Annotated in this window: 14 protein-coding genes and 2 pseudogenes; 9 read left to right on the forward strand and 7 right to left on the reverse strand. The window is 70.0% G+C overall.

Annotation, left to right across the window (positions count from 1 at the left end; genetic code table 11):
* Positions 1 to 85 precede the first annotated feature (85 nt).
* Together ACWD10_RS20790 and ACWD10_RS20795 are read right to left on the reverse strand one after the other, a co-directional pair.
* On the reverse strand, positions 86 to 1153 hold the full coding sequence (locus tag ACWD10_RS20790) for a mechanosensitive ion channel family protein (protein ID WP_451092990.1): 1068 nt from the start codon (positions 1151 to 1153) through the stop codon (positions 86 to 88).
* A 106-nt stretch (positions 1154 to 1259) separates the two neighbouring features.
* Positions 1260 to 1673 carry a TlpA family protein disulfide reductase gene (locus ACWD10_RS20795; protein ID WP_451092992.1) on the reverse strand — a complete coding sequence of 138 codons (414 nt, stop codon included), beginning with the start codon at positions 1671 to 1673 and terminating at the stop codon, positions 1260 to 1262.
* Between the two features lie 111 nt (positions 1674 to 1784).
* Here ACWD10_RS20795 and ACWD10_RS20800 point away from each other — a divergent pair, with 111 nt between their 5' ends.
* The 4 genes and pseudogenes from ACWD10_RS20800 (at position 1785) to ACWD10_RS20815 (ending at position 5669) form a co-directional block, all read left to right on the forward strand.
* Positions 1785 to 2195, forward strand: a complete 411-nt coding sequence (locus ACWD10_RS20800; protein ID WP_451092994.1) for a DUF4395 domain-containing protein — start codon at positions 1785 to 1787, stop codon at positions 2193 to 2195.
* Between the two features lie 211 nt (positions 2196 to 2406).
* Positions 2407 to 2585, forward strand: a pseudogene (locus tag ACWD10_RS20805) (SDR family NAD(P)-dependent oxidoreductase); the annotation flags it as partial.
* A 326-nt stretch (positions 2586 to 2911) separates the two neighbouring features.
* Complete coding sequence (locus ACWD10_RS20810; RefSeq protein ID WP_451092996.1) at positions 2912 to 4615, forward strand: BCCT family transporter; 1704 nt, start codon at positions 2912 to 2914, stop codon at positions 4613 to 4615.
* Between the two features lie 307 nt (positions 4616 to 4922).
* A complete protein-coding gene (locus tag ACWD10_RS20815) occupies positions 4923 to 5669 on the forward strand; it encodes an IclR family transcriptional regulator (protein ID WP_451093041.1) in 747 nt (248 codons plus the stop codon).
* A 42-nt stretch (positions 5670 to 5711) separates the two neighbouring features.
* Here ACWD10_RS20815 and ACWD10_RS20820 read toward each other — a convergent pair whose 3' ends face one another.
* The 5 genes from ACWD10_RS20820 to ACWD10_RS20840 form a co-directional block, all read right to left on the reverse strand.
* Positions 5712 to 6875 (reverse strand): NAD(P)/FAD-dependent oxidoreductase, encoded by a 1164-nt coding sequence (locus tag ACWD10_RS20820; protein ID WP_451092998.1) that lies wholly within the window; start codon positions 6873 to 6875, stop codon positions 5712 to 5714.
* The gene (locus tag ACWD10_RS20825) at positions 6872 to 7234 is read right to left on the reverse strand and encodes a bifunctional 3-phenylpropionate/cinnamic acid dioxygenase ferredoxin subunit (protein ID WP_451093043.1); all 363 of its coding nucleotides are present in this window, start codon (positions 7232 to 7234) and stop codon (positions 6872 to 6874) included. Before ACWD10_RS20825 ends, ACWD10_RS20820 begins: the two co-directional genes overlap by 4 nt.
* 243 nt (positions 7235 to 7477) lie before the next feature.
* Positions 7478 to 8110, reverse strand: a complete 633-nt coding sequence (locus ACWD10_RS20830) for an MBL fold metallo-hydrolase (RefSeq protein ID WP_451093000.1) — start codon at positions 8108 to 8110, stop codon at positions 7478 to 7480.
* On the reverse strand, positions 8110 to 9195 hold the full coding sequence (locus ACWD10_RS20835) for an S-(hydroxymethyl)mycothiol dehydrogenase (RefSeq protein WP_451093002.1): 1086 nt from the start codon (positions 9193 to 9195) through the stop codon (positions 8110 to 8112). The genes ACWD10_RS20830 and ACWD10_RS20835 overlap by 1 nt, the downstream gene beginning before the upstream one ends.
* Before the next feature lie 129 nt (positions 9196 to 9324).
* Positions 9325 to 12129, reverse strand: a complete 2805-nt coding sequence (locus ACWD10_RS20840; RefSeq protein ID WP_451093004.1) for a SpoIIE family protein phosphatase — start codon at positions 12127 to 12129, stop codon at positions 9325 to 9327.
* 457 nt (positions 12130 to 12586) lie between these two features.
* Here ACWD10_RS20840 and ACWD10_RS20845 point away from each other — a divergent pair, with 457 nt between their 5' ends.
* The 5 genes and pseudogenes from ACWD10_RS20845 to ACWD10_RS20865 form a co-directional block, all read left to right on the forward strand.
* Positions 12587 to 13672, forward strand: a complete 1086-nt coding sequence (locus tag ACWD10_RS20845; RefSeq protein ID WP_451093006.1) for an S-(hydroxymethyl)mycothiol dehydrogenase — start codon at positions 12587 to 12589, stop codon at positions 13670 to 13672.
* A complete protein-coding gene (locus tag ACWD10_RS20850) occupies positions 13669 to 16113 on the forward strand; it encodes a GcvT family protein (protein WP_451093008.1) in 2445 nt (814 codons plus the stop codon). Before ACWD10_RS20845 ends, ACWD10_RS20850 begins: the two co-directional genes overlap by 4 nt.
* 326 nt (positions 16114 to 16439) lie before the next feature.
* Positions 16440 to 16763 (forward strand): bifunctional 3-phenylpropionate/cinnamic acid dioxygenase ferredoxin subunit, encoded by a 324-nt coding sequence (locus ACWD10_RS20855; protein ID WP_451093010.1) that lies wholly within the window; start codon positions 16440 to 16442, stop codon positions 16761 to 16763.
* Positions 16760 to 17941 (forward strand): NAD(P)/FAD-dependent oxidoreductase, encoded by a 1182-nt coding sequence (locus ACWD10_RS20860; RefSeq protein WP_451093012.1) that lies wholly within the window; start codon positions 16760 to 16762, stop codon positions 17939 to 17941. Before ACWD10_RS20855 ends, ACWD10_RS20860 begins: the two co-directional genes overlap by 4 nt.
* A 39-nt stretch (positions 17942 to 17980) precedes the next feature.
* Positions 17981 to 18438, forward strand: a pseudogene (locus ACWD10_RS20865) (serine hydroxymethyltransferase); the annotation flags it as partial.

Raw genomic sequence — 18438 nt, forward strand, 5'->3', positions numbered from 1 at the left:
GCTGAACGATCCTCGCAACGACAACGGCCTTCCGCCCGGCGTGATGTCCGGACGGAAGGCCGTGGTGCGGGCCGGGCCGCGGGGGTCAGTGCGTGGAGGCCGCTTCCCGGCCCTTCGGGACGGTGGCCTTCGCGTCGCTGCCGTCGCCGGCGGACACATCGGCATGGCGCATCCAGACGGTGCGCTGCTGGAAGGGGATCTCGACGCCCGCCGCGTCCAGGTTCTCCTTGACCCGGCGGCGCAGTTCGCGCGTGATGGCCCACTGCTTGAGCGGCTGGGTCTTCACGGCCATGCGGACGACGACCGCGTCCGCGTCCAGGGACTGCACGCCCCAGACCGAGGGCTCCTCGAGGAGCAGCGGCCCCTGCTCCGGGTCCTCGTGCAGTTCGTTTCCGGTCCGCTCCAGGACCTCGTACACGGTGTCCAGGTTGGAGTCGTAGGCCACGCCGACGTCGAGGACGGCGCGCGCCCAGTCCTGGCTGTCGTTCCGCACCCGCATGATCTCGCCGTTGCGGATGTGCCACAGACCGCCGTTGAGGTCGCGGACCTGGGTGAGCCGCAGGCCGACGTGCTCGACCTCGCCGACGGCCTCACCGAGGTCGACGGTGTCGCCGACGCCGTACTGGTCCTCGACCATGATCAGCAGACCGGAGAGATAGTCGGCGACCAGGCTCTGCGCACCGAAGCCGATGGCCAGGCCCACCACACCGGCGCTGGCGAGGAGCGGGCCGAGGGCGATGCCGATCTCGCCGAGGATCATGGCGAGGGCCATGGTGGTGATGGCGACCGTGGCGATGCTGCCGAGCACCGCCCCGATGGTCTTGGCGCGCTGCTCGCGGCGCTCCGCGGCGCGGCTGGGGTCACGCTGCAGGACGGCGGGACCGCGCCCGTTGCGGCGCGGCTCGCGCCCGGCAGCGTCCCCGCTGTCCCCGCCATTCCCGCCGCTCCCGCCGTTCCCGCCGGTCTGCAGGATGCGGGCCACCACGCGCTTGATGAGCCGCTTGGTCAGCGTACGGACGACGAGAGCCGCCAGGATGACGAGCAGAATGCGGAGCAGCGAGCCGGTGATCGTCTCGGCATTGTCCTGCAACCAGCCCGGCACCTCCATCGCCAGGTGTTGCGTGCGTGCGGGCGGTGTCGTGGGTGCTTCCACTGGAGGTCTCTCCACTTGTTCGAGGATTACCGGAGTACGAGATTCCGAACCGTACTGGGGGCCTCTTTTCCGGGTCAAAGTTCGTGCCCTCGACGCCTCCGCGGGCCTATTCGCCCTGCCCAATGGCCTCGATCACGTCCGCACGCCGTGGCTGCCCCGACGACCTGCGGACGACCCGGCCGCTCGGGTCGAGTACGAGCACGGTAGGAGTGCGCAGAATGTCCAGGCGCCGCACCAGCTCGAGCCGGTCCTCCGCGTCGAGCTCCACGTGTGCCACCCCCGGCACCGACCCGGCGACTTCCGCCAGGAGCCGTCGCGTCGCCCGGCACGGCTGGCAGAACTCGGTCGAGAACTGAAGGAGCGTGACCCGCTCCCCCAACTCGGCCCCGATGTCCCGCGCCGACAGGCGGACTTCACCATCCGCGGCCCGGCTCCGGAACCGGCCGTTGCGCGCCGTCCGCACCACCCCGAAGACGCTCGCCAGCGCGAGCACCACGACGCACACCACCAACCCGGTCATGCCGCCAGTCTGCCCCACCGGCCCGTACCCCTTTACCCTGCCGCTGTCGCCGACACCACCGCCGCCGCCTCGATCACCGTCACGGTCCTCCCCCCTTCCCGGAGCCCCCTCATGCAGACAGACCCGCGCGGCCCCCGCTTCGCCGCCGTACTGACCACCCTCGTCCTCTGCGCGGTACTGATCACCGGCAGCGGCACCCTGCTCGCCGTGCAGGCCGTGGTCTTCGCGCTCGGTGCGTTCTTCGGCCTGCGGTATTCGCCGTACGGCTGGCTGTACCGCGTGGCAGTCCGCCCCAGGCTCGCCCCGCCGCGCGAGCTGGAGGACGCCCGCCCACCCCGCTTCGCCCAGGGCGTCGGCTTCACCTTCGCCCTGGTCGGCACCGTCGGCTACTTCGTGGGCGCCGACTGGCTCGGCCTGACAGCCACGGCACTCGCCCTCGCCGCGGCCTTCCTGAACGCGGCCTTCGGCTACTGCCTCGGCTGCGAGATGTACCTGCTCCTGCGCCGCGCCCGAAGCGCCTGACCCACCCTGACCTCGGGGAGGGCCGAGGGCGGTGGAGACCGCACGCCGCGCTGTCCGGAGATGCCCGCCTCGCGCTGAGACAGCTTCCGCACACCGGCGCGGGCGCCGCGACCGACGGACACCCGGCGCTCGCGTCGGCTCGTCGCCGTCCGGTCGCGATGGCTTGCCAACTCCCTTTGTACAGTATCCAGTTCGTACGCGCGCACAGTGCTCCGCAGCCATCCAGTGGAGCGACCCGCACCGCGCCCGCCGCTACTTCCGCCTCGCCGCCTACGCCCAGTCCCAGCGGGCGCTCACCGTGTTCGCGGCCGACCCACTCATGATCGCCGTCCCGTACACCCGGGCGCCTGCGAGACCGGCCCGCTGCCCCTGTACGCCCTCAGGGGCGCACCGTACAGCGCCTCAACAAGCTCGCGGGCCAGCTCCTAGGCACAGCCACGGCGTGAGCCCGTACGCATCCCCATGGTGGCGGCGATCCCAACGACTGGTGAGAAGGGGCTTGACGGTGGGGCACAAGGGAGTGTTCGCTGTTGCGCCTATAGAGAACAGTCTCTTACTACGCAACGACTCACGGTGGTCCGGGCCGGTGGAAACCGCTGGGATCGCCGAGGTCGGGCCTCCGTGTCCGGCCGTCCATGCCCGAGCCCGACGACAGAAGGAATGTGAGCATGGCCGCCCACCAGACGACGAAATCTCCGGATGACAGCACGGATCAAGTGAGAGAGGAGACCCGGTCCCATACGGGATCGATCGCACCGCGGGTCTTCTGGCCCTCCGCGATCATCATTCTCGGCTTCGTGCTGTACTCCACGGTCTTCAGTGGCTCGGCGCAGAGCACGATCAGCACGATCCAGGAGGAGATCGTCGGCGGCCTCGGCTGGTACTACATGGCCCTTGTCTCGCTCTTTGTGATCTTCGTCCTGTGGGTCGGTATCGGCCGCTACGGGGACATCAAGCTCGGCAAGGACGGCGAGAAGGCCGAGTTCGGTCTGGGTTCGTGGCTGGCGATGCTGTTCGCCGCGGGGATGGGCATCGGGCTTGTCTTCTGGGGTGTGGCCGAGCCTTTGACCCACTTCGCCTCGCCGAAGCCAGGTGTCGGTGAGGGCACGGCCGAGCGCAGCGAGTTCGCCATGATCCAGACGTTCCTGCACTGGGGCATCCACCCCTGGGCCGTGTACGTCGTGGTCGGCCTCGCCGTCGCGTACGCCATCCACCGCAAGGGCCGTCCCGTCTCGATCCGCTGGGCCCTGGAGCCGATCCTCGGCAAGCGGATCAAGGGCGCCTGGGGCGACGCCATCGACACCATCGCCATCGTCGGCACCCTCTTCGGCGTGGCCACCTCGCTCGGCTTCGGCGTTCTCCAGATCGCCTCGGGGCTCGAGTCCCAGGGATGGGTGACCAACCCCGGCAAGCCGGCGCAAATCGCCCTCATCGCCGGCATCACCCTGATCGCCACCGTCTCCGTGGTCTCGGGCATCGGCAAGGGCATCAAGTGGCTGTCCAACATCAATATGACGCTGGCCGGCGTCCTGATGCTGTTCGTACTCATCGCCGGCCCGACGCTGTTCATCCTCAATGTCTTCGTCCAGGACATCGGCGCGTATCTCCACAACATCCTCTCGCTGAGCTTCGACACCGGTGCCGACCAAGGCGCCGAGGGCACCAAATGGATCAGCGGATGGACGGTCTTCTACTGGGGCTGGTGGATCTCCTGGGCCCCGTTCGTCGGCATCTTCATCGCGCGTATCTCCCGCGGGCGTACCGTTCGCGAGTTCGTCACGGGTGTGCTGCTCGTACCGACTCTGCTGACCTTCGTCTGGTTCGCCGTCTTCGGCGGCTCGGCGCTGCACCGCGAGACGGTCGGTGACGGCGGACTGGTGGGCGAGGACGGCACCGTCGGTACGAGCAGCGCGTTCTTCGAGCTGCTCCACACCCTGCCGGGTGGGGCCTTCGTCGCCGGAGCGGCACTCCTGCTGATCGTGCTGTTCTTCGTCACCTCCTCCGACTCCGGCAGCTATGTGGTCGACATGCTGGCCTCCGGCGGCGATCCGGAGCCGCCGGTGTGGAGCCGTGTGTTCTGGGCCTTCTCCGAGGGGGCCGTGGCCATTGCGCTGCTGATCGCCAGCGGTACGGGAACCGCGGCGCTGACCACGCTCCAGACAGCGGCCATCATCACGGCGCTGCCCTTCAGCCTCGTGATGATCGGGATGAGCATCGCCATGCTCAGGTCCTTCCGTCAGGAACGTCAGGCCTATCTGGCCGCCCGACAGAAGAAGCAGGAGGAACGGCTCATCGATCAGGCCGTCACGGCGTTCGAGGAGGGCCTGGAGAACGGGGCCACGTCCCACGCGGTTCCGTCGCATGACGCCGAGGACAGCGAGGAAGCCGAGGACGCCCTGGTCAACTCCCGTACCACATAGGCGGACACGGAAATTTCCGGTGGGCGGTGCACACTGTGCGCACCGCCCACCGGGCTTTTTCCGATCCGCCGCCGACGATGACGAAGTCGTATTACGGAGACTCATAGCACCCCGTCCACGCTCATGCCGTAGATACGTGGGAGCACTCCAAGGAGTAGCGTAATTTGCGTCACGTTGTGTTATGCGAAACCTTCAAGATTCACATTCCGGCAATGATATTTGTAATGGCGTTGTTTCCTGTGGGTATAGTTTCGCTGTGAGCAACTACTACCTTGATACCGAAACCTCAACTCCACACGCCGGCGGAGTGCAGTCGGTCGACCGCGCCATCAGCGTCCTCGAGATCCTGGCCCACCGCGGCGAGGCAGGCGTCAGCGAGGTGGCGGCCGAGATCGATGTTCACAAATCCACCGCCTTCCGCCTGCTCGGCGCCCTGGAAGTGCGCGGCCTGGTGGAACAGGCGGGCGAGCGCGGCAAGTACCGCCTCAGCTTCGGCATCGTGCGCCTGGCCGGTGCCGTCACGGGACGCATCGACATCACCCAGCAGGGCCGACCGGTCTGCGAGGACATGGCCGAGGCCATCGGCGAGACCGTCAATATCGCCGTGATGCAGGAGCACTACGCGGTCAACCTCTACCAGGTCCGCGGCCCGGGAGCCGTCGCCGCACAGAACTGGGTCGGCCAACTGACCCCGCTGCACGCCACCTCGAGCGGCAAGATCCTCCTGGCCCACCTGCCCACCAAGGAGCGCGCGACGCTCCTCGCCGAGACCGGCCTGAAGAAGATCACCGCGCACACCTTCACCGCGAAGACGAAGCTCGAGAAGAACCTCGTCGAGATCCGCGAGGCGGGCTACGCCTGGGCCCTGGAAGAGCTGGAGCTCGGTCTGCACGCCATGGCCGCTCCGATCCGCAACCGGGACGGGGACGTCGTCGCGGCCCTGAGCGCCTCCGGACCCGCGTACCGGCTCACCCAGGACCGCCTGCACGAGCTCGCACCCATGCTGATCAAGGGTGCCGAGGAGATCAGCCACCGGATGGGGTACCTGGGCTGAGCGGCCCGTCCGGCCGAGGCCCGGTCCGGACCGCACCGGCCGTCAAATTGCCGTCAGCGCAAGGTGCTTGCGCCAGCGGGTGAAAAGCCGCGGCTGGTTCATGCCGAGCACAGCGACCGGAAGACCGGCCCGCCGGTAGACGGCCAGGACATTACGGTCGTCCGCGGCACCTTCCTCGATCGTCACGCTGTCGGCGCCGGCCGCATGACCGGCGAACTGGATCTTCACGCCGTACTGATCCGACCAGAAGTACGGCGGCCGGGGCACGCCCGCTTCCTTCGCGCCCCAGGACAGCAGCGTCGCCACGGCCGCATCGGCGCGCTCCCGCGCACCGGTCCAGTGCTCGACACGGCGATGGGCACCGGTACGGGGGTCGTACCAGTTGGCGCAGTCACCGACCGCGACCACTCCGGCCAGGCTGGTGCGGCCGTCCGCGCCGCACTTGACCCCGTTGTCGAGCTCGACGCCGGATCCTTCCAGCCACTCGACGCAGGGGCGTGCGCCGACCCCGACCACGACGATGTCGGCGGGGATGCTCCGGCCGTCCTCGAGCAGCACGGCGTCCACCTGGCGCTCCCCGCTCAGCCCCTTGACGCCCACACCGCACAACAGCCGTACGCCGTGGTCCGTGTGGAGAGCGGAGACGATGCCGCCCATGGTCGCGCCGAGCGGCCCGGCGAGCGGCGTCGGGGCTGCCTCGACCACCGTCACATCGAGCCCGAGGGCGTACGCGGTGGAGGCCACCTCGGCGCCGATGAAGCCGCCGCCGATCACCACCAACCGTCCGCCGCGGGCCAGTTCGTCCCGCAGGGCGCGAGCGTCGTCCAGGGTGCGCAGGGTGTGCACACCGGCCAGGCCCTCGGTGCCGGGCAAGGTGCGTGCGGCGGCGCCGGTCGCGATGACGAAGCCGTCGGCGCGGACCTCCCGGCCGTCGGCGAGCCGGACGGCGCGGTCCGTGGGGTCGAGTGCGGTGGCACGGGTGCCGAGCAGCCATTCCGCTCGCAGGCCCTCGTCGTCCCCCTCGAGCGCCAGCTCCGCTTCGCCGATGGTGCCGAGGAGGAACTCTTTCGACAACGGGGGCCTGTCGTACGGGCGTTGGAGCTCGTCCCCGATGACGACGAGCCGCCCGTCGTACCCCTGATTCCGCAGCGAGCGCGCCGCCGACAGACCGGCCAGCGAGGCGCCCACCACGGCCACCGTCCTCACGCGGAAGCCCCGACGAGGCGGGCCGCGACGCAGGGCGGCAGGTTGGGGGCGGACGTGGACAGCTCCACGTAGACCATGCCGTCCTCGATGAGGACCTCATGGGTGCGGACGGGGCGCTTGGCCGGTGGGGCGTCGACGGCACCGGTCTTCAGGTTGAACTTCGAAGCGTGCAGCGGGCATTCGACCCAGCAGCCCTCCAGCCAGCCGTCGGAGAGCGAGGCGTCCTGGTGGGTGCAGGTGTCGTCGATGGCGAAGATCTCGCCGTCGTCGGTGTGGAACACCGAGACCGGCGGGTCGATGTCGAGCCGGAGGGCCTCTCCTCGCGGGAGGTCCGCGAGACGGCACGCGAGAATCATCATCACACCTCAGTGCGTATAACGAAACGGGATGCGGTAAGCGCAACATCAGTTTGAGGTTCGCCCAGAACCCGTGTCAAGGCATTCAGGAAGCCGGCCGAGCCGCAGGATTGCGTTTCTCATCACGCAACTTAGGTCGCTTCCCGCAACGGCCAGAGACGGGCCGCACCGGCGGACACACACACGCCCGCCTCGTCGGCCGTACGGGCCAACGAGGCGGGCGTGCGTTGTTCGGAACGGGCGCGGTCAGAAGCCGCGGTCGATCCACTCCTGCAGGTGCGGGGCCTCGGCCCCGATGGTGGTCGTCTCCCCGTGGCCGGTGTGCACGACGGTGCCGCCCGGCAGCGTGAGGAGTCGGTCCCGGATGGAATCGACGATGGTCGGGAAGTGGCTGTACGACCTTCCCGTGGCGCCCGGGCCGCCCGCGAAGAGCGTGTCACCGCTGAAGAGGGCCGTCAGGACCGGGGCGTGCAGGCACACCGCACCGGGGGCATGGCCGGGGGTGTGCAGCACGATCAGCTCGACACCGGCCACCGTGAGGACCTGGCCGTCGACCAGCTCGCCGTCCGGCAGCCGCTCGGGGTGGGTCTGCTTCCACAGCGGCAGGTCGTCGCCGTGGAGCAGGATCGGGGCGCCGGTGCGCTCGGCGAGTTCGGGCGCGGCGTCGATGTGGTCGTTATGGGCGTGGGTGCAGACGATGGCCCGCAGGGTGCGCCCGCCGAGGACGTCATCGATCGCCTCGGCGTCATGTGCGGCGTCGATGACGATCGCTTCGTCGTCGTCGCCGATGATCCACACATTGTTGTCGACGTCCCAGGTGCCGCCGTCCAGCGAGAACGTCCCCGACGTGACGAGATGTTCGATACGGACCCCGGCCATCACAGGACCACCACCGAACGCAGCACGTCGCCGCGGTGCATCCGCTCGAAGGCCTTCTCGACCTCGTCGAGCGCGATGGTCTCGGTGACGAAGGCGTCCAGGTCCAGACGGCCCTGGAGGTAGAGGTCGATGAGCATCGGGAAGTCCCGGCTCGGCAGGCAGTCGCCGTACCAGGAGGACTTGAGCGCGCCGCCCCGGCCGAAGACGTCGAGCAGCGGCAGTTCCAGCTTCATCTCCGGGGTCGGCACACCGACGAGGACGACCGTGCCCGCCAAGTCGCGGGCGTAGAAGGCCTGCTGGTACGTTTCCGGGCGGCCCACCGCCTCCACGACCACATCGGCGCCGAAGCCGCCGGTCAGCTCGCGGATCGCCTCGATCGGATCGGCGTTCTTGGAGTTGACGGTGTGGGTCGCGCCCAGTTCCTTGGCGGTCTCCAGCTTGAGGTCGTCGATGTCCACCGCGATGATCTTCGCCGCGCCCGCGAGGTTCGAGCCGACGATCGCCGCGGCCCCTACGCCTCCGCAGCCGATGACCGCCACGCTGTCACCGCGTCCGACCTTGCCCGTATTGATGGCCGCGCCGATGCCCGCCATCACCCCGCACCCGAGGAGACCGGCGGCGGCCGCCGACGCGGCCTGGTCGACCTTGGTGCACTGCCCGGCCGCCACCAGCGTCTTCTCCGCGAACGCGCCGATGCCGAGGGCCGGTGACAGCTCGGTGCCATCCGTCAGGGTCATCTTCTGCTTCGCGTTGTGGGTGTCGAAGCAGTACTGGGGCTGTCCCTTGCTGCAGGCCCGGCACTGCCCACAGACCGCACGCCAGTTGAGGATGACGAAGTCACCGGGGGCGACGTCGGTGACGCCTTCTCCCACGGACTCCACGACCCCCGCGGCCTCGTGGCCGAGCAGGAAGGGGAACTCGTCGTTGATGCCGCCCTCGCGGTAGTGCAGATCGGTGTGGCAGACCCCGCAGGCCTCGATCTTCACCAGTGCCTCACCCGGACCCGGGTCCGGCACGAGGATCGTTTCCAAGCTGACGGGGGCGCCCTTCCCCCGCGCGACAACAGCACGGACCTGGTGTGTCATGGCCACTCCTCGGCTGGTACGAGACCTGAATCTCTGTTGCTTCTGTTGCTTATTACGGTACGCATCTCGCGTTCCGCAACACAGCATCATCGAGTGCCGACCAGTGGTCAAGGATTCGGCGCACCGACCTCAGAACTCGACGTCGTCCCATTGATCAAGAAGCGCGTCGCCCAGGGCCGCACCGGAGTCGGCCGCCGGGTCGTGCGGGAACTGTTCGGTCCAGATGACCTTGCCGCGCGCGGTGTAGCGGGTGCCCCAGCGCTGAGCGCACTGCGCGACCAGGAACAGGCCGCGCCCGCCCTCGTCGGTGGTCTTCGCGCGGCGCAGATGCGGGGAGGTGCTGCTGCCGTCGGCGACTTCGCAGATCAGGCTGGCGCCGTCGTAGAGCAGGCGGAGCCGGATGGGGTCGGCGCCGTAGCGGATGGCGTTGGTGACGAGCTCGCTGATCAGCAGCTCGGTGGTGAAGGCCACTTGGTCCAGGCCCCAGGCCTCCAGCTGACGGGTGACGTCGGCACGGACCTGGGCGACGGCGGCGGGCTCCTTCGGTACGTCCCAGTCGACGACTTGGTCCGGCTCAAGGAGCCGGGTGCGGGCGACGAGCAGGGCGATGTCGTCTCGGGGGCGGGTGGGCAGCACCGTGTCGAAGACCGCCTTACAGGTCTGCTCCGGACTGCGGTCCCGGTGGGCCAGGGCGCTGCGCAGCCGTTCCAGACCGGCGTCGATATCGCGCTCGTCCTCGATGAGGCCGTCGGTGTAGAGCACCAGCTGGGAGCCCTCGGACAGGTGCAGCTCGGCCGTCTCGAACGGCAGGCTGCCGCCCAGGCCCAGCGGTGGGGAGACCGGCACATGCGGGTACTCCACGGTGCCGTCGGGGCGCACCACGGCCGGTCCCGGGTGGCCGGCGCGGGCCAGTGAGCATTTTCCGGAGGCCGGGTCGTAGATCGCGTACAGGCAGGTCGCGCCCATGATTCCCGCACTGTCGCCCTCGGTGCCCTCGTCCTGGTCGATGCGGGCGACCAGCTCGTCCAGGTGGCTGAGGAGCTCGTCGGGCGGCAGGTCCAGGGCGGAGAAGTTGTGTACGGCGGTGCGCAGCCGCCCCATGGTGGCCGCGGCGTGCAGGCCGTGCCCCACCACGTCGCCCACCACGAGGGCCACCCGGGCACCGGGCAGCGGGATGACGTCGAACCAGTCGCCGCCCACCCCGGCCTGCGCGGGCAGATAGCGGTGGGCCACCTCGATGCCGGGATGCTCGGGCAGCCCGTGGGGCAGCAGGCTGCGTTGCAGGGTGACCGCCATGGTGTGCTCGCGGGTGTAGCGGCGGGCGTTGTCGATGGACACCGCGGCCCGGGCCGCCAGCTCCTCGGCGAAGTGCAGATCCTCCGGTTCGAAGGGCACGCTCTCCGAGCGCCAGAAACTGGCCGTTCCAAGGACCACGCCCCGGGCCCGCAGCGGCACCGAGATCAGCGAGCGGATGCCGTAGTCCAGGACTCGCTGGGCGACTTCCGGGTGCTGGGTGCGCCAGCCGTCGGTGGCGGTCAGGTCCGGCTCGAGGATGGCCTGGCCGGTCGCCACACTGTCGGCGATCGGGTGGCCGGGCACGAATTGGATCAGCTCGCCGACCGGCAGGAAGGGCTGGTCGTCGCGGATGCCGCCGATCGCGGTGCGGCGCATTTCGGTGCTCGCGCTGTTCGGCTCCTCGCCGCGCGGGACGGCCTCGAGCAGCTCGACGGTGACGTAGTCGGCGAACCGGGGAACCACCACCTCGGCCAGTTCCTCGGCGGTGCGCACCACGTCCAGGGTGGTGCCGACCCGCACCCCGGCCTCGTACAGGAGTTGCAGGCGTTCCCGGGCCACCTCGGCGCGGCCCGCGAGGGCCCGCAGTTCGGTGGTGTCGCGCAGCGTGGCCACGCTGCCCGCCTCGCCGCCGTCGTTGTCGACCGGCCGCAGGTTGACCGCGAGGAGCCGGTCCCCGGACAGATGCACCTCGTCGGTGGCCGTCCGGCCCGAGGCGAGCAGCTCGGCGGTGCCCACTTCCAGGCCCAGGTCGGTGATCTGCCGCCGCTCCGCGTCCGGCGGCAGATCGAGGAGGCGGCGCGCCTCGTCGTTGGCGAGCAGCAGCCGCCCGTCGCCCCCGACGATCAGCACGCCCTCGCGTACGGAGTGCAGGACCGCGTCGTGGTGCTCGTACATCCGCGTCATCTCGGCCGGTTCGAGACCGTGCGTCTGGCGCCGCAGCCGGTGGCTCACCAGCGCCGACCCGCCGGTGAGCAGCACCAGACCGCCACCGGCGAAGCCGAACAGGAGCGGCAGTTGGTCCGCCACCCGCGCGTTCACGCTCTCGACCGTGACGCCGACGGACACCAGGCCGACCACCGACCGGTCGGCGTCGAAGACGGGGACCATCGCGTCCACGGCGCGGCCGACCCCGGGGGTGTTGTACGTCTCCAGGTGCGTCTTGCCCGCGAGCGCTTCGGAGTAGGAGCCGACGACGTGCTTGCCGATCAGGTTCGGGTCGGGGTGGGTCCAACGGATGCCGTTGGTATTGAACGCGATGACGTAATCGACCTTGGCGGCCTTCCGGGCTTCCTCCGCCCGGGGCTGGAGCAGCGCCGTGGGGTCGTCGGACCGCATGGCCGCCAGCGTCCCCGGGGCGTGCGCGAAGGTCTGGGCACCGACGAGCGAGCGGTCGTAGGCCTCCTGAAGGCTGTCGCGCCGTTCCTGCAGTACGAGGGCGGCCACGGCCGCCAGGACGAGCAGGATGACGACCACCAGCTGCAGCAGGAACACCTGGCCGGCGACGCTCCGCGTGCTCAGCAGGGAGCGCACGCGCCCGCCCGGCGACCGGCGCCGCACCTCACGCCGACTCCGCGTACGCCGGTCGGCGAACAGGTGGGACGGCGACATGGAAGACGCCCGGGATTTGGATGTGCCCATACGTTCAGTATCCTCGGCCAGTTTTGCGATGGTCCGGCCCGGAGCATCCGAAGCTGCCACCCGCCTGTTGTTGCGTATGACGTCTCCTATTCCGCGATCAGCAACAGTTTGGCTACTCGAAGATGACTGTCAAGAGATCGGACATGCGGACCCGGACGTCTCTTGACAGCGGGGCACCAGAGGACAGATTGTTGCGCAAAGCGAATCAAGATGTGCAGTGCGCAACATGGAAGCCAGCTCAGCCACAGCCCGTCACGCCGAAGTCGCACCACACCGCAATCTGTTGCGCGAGCCATCGCGGCCATCGCCCGTTGTTCGCGCGGAACGCCCACGAGCAACAGAAATTGCACCCCGCTCCCCCGTCGATCACCGCAGAGCCGCGCGATCGACGGCCCCACCGTCCAGAACATCCGGCCGAGGCCTGCCATCGGCCGGTCCGTCATGTAGGAGCACGACCGTGACACAAGAGGTACGCGCCGTTGTCGCCCTGGAAAAGGGCGCTCCGGTCTCGGTGGAGACCATCCTGGTGCCCGACCCCGGGCCGGGCGAGGCGCTGGTGCAGGTGCGGGCCTGCGGCGTCTGCCACACCGACCTGCACTACCGGGAGGGCGGCATCGACGACGCGTTCCCCTTTCTCCTCGGTCACGAGGCGGCGGGCGTGGTGGAGGCCGTCGGCGAGGGCGTCACCGATGTCGCCCCCGGCGACTTCGTCGTCCTCAACTGGCGTGCGGTGTGCGGCACTTGCCGGTCCTGTCGGCGCGGCCGCCCGCAGTACTGCTTCGACACCCACAACGCCTCCCAGTCGATGACACTCACCGACGGCACCCCGCTCTCCCCGGCCCTCGGCATCGGCGCGTTCGCCGAAAAGACCCTGGTCGCCGCGGGCCAGTGCACCAAGGTCGATTCGGCCGCCTCGGCCGCCTCGGCGGGCCTGCTCGGCTGCGGGGTGATGGCCGGGTTCGGCGCCGCGGTCAACACGGGCGCCGTCGGCCGGGGCGACTCGATCGCGGTGATCGGCTGCGGAGGCGTGGGCATGGCCGCCATCGCGGGCGCCAAGGTGGCCGGGGCCAGCCGCATCATCGCCGTCGACATCGACGAGCGGAAGCTGGACCGGGCCGAGAAGTTCGGCGCCACCGGCACCGTCAACGCCGCCAAGACCGATGCCGTCGAGGGCATTCGTACCCTCACCGGCGGCTTCGGTGCCGATGTCGTCGTGGACGCGGTGGGGCGTCCCGAGACGTTCAAGCAGGCGTTCTACGCCCGCGACCTGGCCGGGACCGTCGTCCTGGTCGGCGTCCCCACCCCGGAGTTGACCGTCGACCTGCCCCTGCTCGACGTCTTCGGGCGCGGCGGTGCGCTGAAGTCCTCCTGGTACGGCGACTGCCTGCCGTCCCGGGACTTCCCCGCCCTGATCGACCTCTACCTGCAAGGCCGCTTCGACCTGAGCGCCTTCGTCAGCGAGAAGATCGCCCTGGACGGAGTGGAGAAGGCGTTCGAGAAGATGCACCGCAGTGAGGTGCTGCGCTCGGTGGTGATCCTTTGACCAGGGTGGTCATCATCGGTGCCGGGATCGTCGGGTGCGCGCTCAGCGACGAACTGACCGCACGCGGCTGGACGGACGTCACCGTCCTGGAGCAAGGCCCGCTCTTCGCCACGGGCGGCTCTACCTCGCTCGACCCCGGTCTGGTGTTCCAGACCCACGCCTCGAAGACCCTGACGGAGTTCGCCCGCTACACCGCCGAGAAGTACCGTCGGCTGACCCTGGACGGACGGCCGTGTTACCGGCAGGTCGGCGGCCTGGAGGTGGCGACAACCCCCGAGCGGCTCGCGGAGCTCCGGCGTCGGCACGGGTGGCTGACCTCCTGGGGCGTGGAGAGCCATCTCCTGACGCCCGAGGAGTCCGCCGCGCTGCACCCGTTGCTCGACCCGGAGCGGATCCTCGGCGGGTGCCACGTCCCCGGTGACGGCCTCGCCGATGCCCTGCGGGCGAGCGAGGCGCAGGCGCGTACGGCGATGGCCCGCGGGGCACGGTTCCACGGTCATCACACCGTGACCGGGATCGAGACGAGCGGGGACCGGGTCAGCGCGGTCGTCACCGACCAGGGCACCTTCCCCGCGGACCTCGTGGTCTCCTGCGCCGGGTTCTGGGGGCCGAAGACCGGGCGGATGGTCGGGCAGGCGGTACCGCTGGTGCCGCTGGCCCACCAGTACGCCAGGACCACCCCGCTCCCGGCGCTCGAAGGACGCGGCGACGAGCGCGCCGAGGCATCCCTGCCGATCCTGTGCCACCCGGACGCCGGTCTGTACTACCGCGCACACGTCGACCGGATCGGCATCGGCTCCTACGCGCACCTGCCGATACCCGTCTCCTTGGACGACATTCCGCACCCGTGCGACACCGCCGCGCCGCCGTCCGCCCTGGAATTCACCGCGCTCGACTTCGAGCACGCCTGGGCCGACTCCCTCGACCTGCTCCCGTCCCTGGCCGACGCGAAGGTCGAGGAGGGCGTCAACGGCGTGGTCTCCTTCACCCCCGACGGCATGCCCCTGCTTGGCGAGTCGCCGAAGGTCCAGGGGTACTGGCTGGCGGAGGCCGTGTCGGTCACCCACTCCGCCGGGGTGGCCAGGGCGATGGCCGAGTGGCTGGTCGACGGCCGGTCCACGACCGACGTCCACGCGTGCGACCTCAACCGCTTCGAGGAGGCGCAACTGGCCCCTTCGTACGTACGAGAACGCAGTTGCCGTACCTACGTCGAGGCGTACGACATCCGGCACCCGTGGCAACCGACGGAGTCCACCCGCCGCCCCCTGCGGGTCAGCCCCTTCCACTCCCGGCAGGCCGATCTCGGCGCGGTCTTCCGGGATGAGGCGGGCTGGGAGCGACCACAGTGGTACGAGGCCAACGCCTCGCTGCCCCAGGTGGACCGGATCCCCGACCGCAACGCCTGGGCCGCCCGCCACTGGTCGCCGATCGCCGGTGCCGAGGCCCTGGTCACCCGCGAGCGCGTGGCCCTGTACGACCTGACGCCGCTGAAACGGCTTGAGGTCACCGGCCCCGAAGCGCTCACCTTCCTCCAGGTACTGACGACCAACCAGCTGGACAAGCGGACGGGATCGGTCACCCACACCCTGCTGCTCGACGAGGCCGGAGGCATCCGCGGTGACCTGACCGTCGCCCGCCTGGACCCCGAACGCTTCCAGGTCGCCGCCCATGGCAGCCTCGACCTCGACTGGCTGCGCCGCCACCTGCCCGGCGACGGCTCCGTGCAGGTGCGCGACAGCACCGCCGGTACCTGCTGCCTGGGCGTGTGGGGCCCCCGCGCCCGCGACCTGCTGCAGCCGCTGACCGATACCGACTTCTCCCACCAGGGCTTCGGCTACGCCACCGCCAAGCAGGCCCACCTCGGCGACGTCCCCGTCACCGCCATCCGCCGGTCGTACGTCGGTGAACTCGGCTGGGAGATCCACACCACGGCCGACCTCGGCACCCACCTGTGGGACACCCTCTGGGAAGCCGGACAGGAGCTCGGCATCATCGCCGCCGGTCACAGCGCCTTGAACAGCCTGCGCCTGGAGAAGGGGCATCGCTCCTGGGGCACCGACATGACCACCGAGCACAACCCGTACGAGGCCGGGCTCGGCTTCGCCGTCCGCCGCGGCAAACCGCACTTCACCGGCCGCCCGGCGCTGGTGGGAGTCAGCGAGGAGACCGTCGGGCGCCGGCTCACCGCCCTGGTGATCGAGGACGAGAAGTCCGTGGTGATGGGCCACGAACCGGTCCATGTGGACGGCCGGGCGGTCGGCTATGTCACCAGCGCCGCGTACGGCTACACGGTGGGAGCCCCGATCGCCTACGCCTGGCTGCCCGCCGAGCACGCCGCTCCCGGCACACGGGTGGAGATCGAGTACTTCGGCGCCAGGGTTCCGGCCCGTACCGCCGCGGAGCCCCTGTTCGACCCGCAGATGTCCCGTATCCGGCGCTGACGGGGCGCTGAGCCCCCGGGCCTCCGCCTGACCCGTCCCCGCCCCCCATACACCCGTCCCCCTGCCCCTCAGCCCTTCCAGCAGGGGGACGGGCCGATCAACGGCTGGTGTCGCCGCGAAAAAGCTGCGTCACCAGCCGTTTTGTGTTGCCGACGGAGGGCCGTCGCGACGACGGGGTGGCTGCCGCCGTGGGTCGCGGTGAATCGGTGCCAATTCCCTCTTGACAGCCCCTCAAACCAAAGGAACAGTTTGTTGCGCATAGCAAGCCGCGTTGTGCATTACGAAACGCCTTTGGATTCGATCTCTCCGCCCCTGGAGGTTTTCCCATGATCACGGTGTGCCGCATCGAGGACCTGCCCCCCGGCGAGTCCATCCGCGTGACCGACGGCGTGGCGGCCCCCGTCGCGGTGTTCCACACCGAGGACGGCGAGGTCTACGCGATCGACGACACCTGCACGCACCAGGACGCCTCGCTGTCCGACGGCTGGCTGGAGGGCTGCTGGGTCGAATGCCCCCTGCACGCGGCCTTCTTCGACCTGCGGAACGGCCAGCCGACCTGCCTCCCGGCGAAGTTCCCGGTGCGCACCCACAAGGTCTCCGTGGAAGACGGCCACATCGTGCTCCACATCTCGGTCGCGGAGCCGGCGTGAAGAGCATCACTGTCGTCGGCGCCTCGCTGGCCGGCTTCAGCACGGTCCGCGCGCTGCGCGCGGAGGGCTTCGACGGGGACATCACCGTCGTGGGGCGGGAACGCCACCTCCCCTACGACCGCCCGCCGCTGTCCAAGGACTTCCTCAAGGGCGACCTCGACACCGACGCGCTCGCCCTGGGCGACCCGGAGGACTTCGAGGACCTGGAGGCGCGGTGGCTGCTCGGTGAGAGCGCGCTGCGGCTCGACCCCGCGGCCCGGACGATCACGCTCGCCGGTGGGCAGCAGCTGCGCACCGACGGAGTCGTCATCGCGACCGGCGCCGGTGCCCGGACGATGCCCGGCGCGGACGGACTCGCCGGGGTGCACACCCTGCGCACGCTGGACGATGCCGTGGCCCTGCGCGCCGAGTTGCTGACCGGCCTGCCCCGGGTCGTCGTCGTCGGTGCCGGGTTCATCGGCGCCGAGGTCGCGTCCACCGCCCACCGCCTCGGTCTGCACGTCACCGTCGTCGAGGCGCTCGAGGTACCGCTCGAACGGACCCTTGGCCGCGAGATGGGCCTGGTGTGCTCCTCGCTCCACGCCGACCACGGCGTGCGCCTGCTGTGCGGTACCGGCGTGACAGGGTTCGCCGGGAACGACCGCGTCACCGGGGTGCACCTGACGGACGGCCGCCTGCTGCCCGCCGACGTCGTCGTACTCGGGGTGGGCGTACGGCCCGCCACGGACTGGCTCGCCGGTTCCGGCGTCGAGGTGGACGACGGTGTGGTGTGCGACGCCGGGTGCGCGAGCAGCGTTCCGGGCGTGGTGGCCGTCGGTGACGTCGCCCGCTGCCCCAACCCGTTCACCGGTCGGCACGCCCGTATCGAGCACTGGAGCAACGCCACGGAGCAGGCGAGGACCGCCGCCCGCACGCTGCTTTCGGGTACGTCGGCGCCCGCCCCGGTCTCCCCACCGCACTTCTGGTCCGACCAGTACCGGGTGCGCATCCAGCTCGCCGGACACGTCGCTCCCGGCGCCGAGCCCGAGATCGTCGAGGGCGACACCGACAGCCGCTCCTTCGCGGCCGTCTACCGGCATGAGGGTGCCCCCGTAGCCGTACTCGCCATGAACCAGCCGAAGCTGTTCAACCGCCTCCGCCGCACGCTCACGCCCGCCGCGACAGCCGCCGTCCCGTAAGCGTCCGTCTCCCCTTCCCTTGCGCCTAGGAGCCCGCCGATGACCGTTCTCAACCAGCCCCTCTACGAGCTCGACCCGGACATTGCCGCCGCCGTCGACGCCGAGCTGCACCGCCAGCAGTCCACGCTCGAAATGATCGCCTCGGAGAACTTCGCCCCGGTCGCGGTCATGGAGGCCCAGGGCTCGGTCCTCACCAACAAGTACGCCGAGGGCTACCCCGGCCGCCGCTACTACGGCGGCTGTGAGCACGTCGATGTCATCGAGCAGTTGGCCATCGACCGGATCACAGCGCTGTTCGGCGCCGAGGCCGCGAACGTGCAGCCGCACTCGGGCGCCCAGGCCAATGCCGCAGCGATGTTCGCGCTGCTCAAGCCCGGTGACACGATCCTCGGGCTCGACCTGGCGCACGGCGGGCACCTGACCCACGGCATGAAGATCAACTTCTCCGGCAAGCTCTACAACGTCGTCGCCTACCACGTCGACGACCGGACCGGCCA

The organism is Streptomyces sp. NPDC002851 (assembly GCF_053591935.1).

Excerpts from the sequence above, each read along its gene's own strand:
- ACWD10_RS20795 (WP_451092992.1), bottom strand. The coding sequence starts at position 1,673 with ATGACCGGGTTGGTGGTGTGCGTCGTGGTGCTCGCGCTGGCGAGCGTC.
- ACWD10_RS20800 (WP_451092994.1), top strand. The coding sequence starts at position 1,785 with ATGCAGACAGACCCGCGCGGCCCCCGCTTCGCCGCCGTACTGACCACC.
- ACWD10_RS20825 (WP_451093043.1), bottom strand. The coding sequence starts at position 7,234 with ATGATGATTCTCGCGTGCCGTCTCGCGGACCTCCCGCGAGGAGAGGCC.
- ACWD10_RS20830 (WP_451093000.1), bottom strand. The coding sequence starts at position 8,110 with ATGGCCGGGGTCCGTATCGAACATCTCGTCACGTCGGGGACGTTCTCG.
- ACWD10_RS20835 (WP_451093002.1), bottom strand. The coding sequence starts at position 9,195 with ATGACACACCAGGTCCGTGCTGTTGTCGCGCGGGGGAAGGGCGCCCCC.
- ACWD10_RS20840 (WP_451093004.1), bottom strand. The coding sequence starts at position 12,129 with ATGGGCACATCCAAATCCCGGGCGTCTTCCATGTCGCCGTCCCACCTG.
- ACWD10_RS20855 (WP_451093010.1), top strand. The coding sequence starts at position 16,440 with ATGATCACGGTGTGCCGCATCGAGGACCTGCCCCCCGGCGAGTCCATC.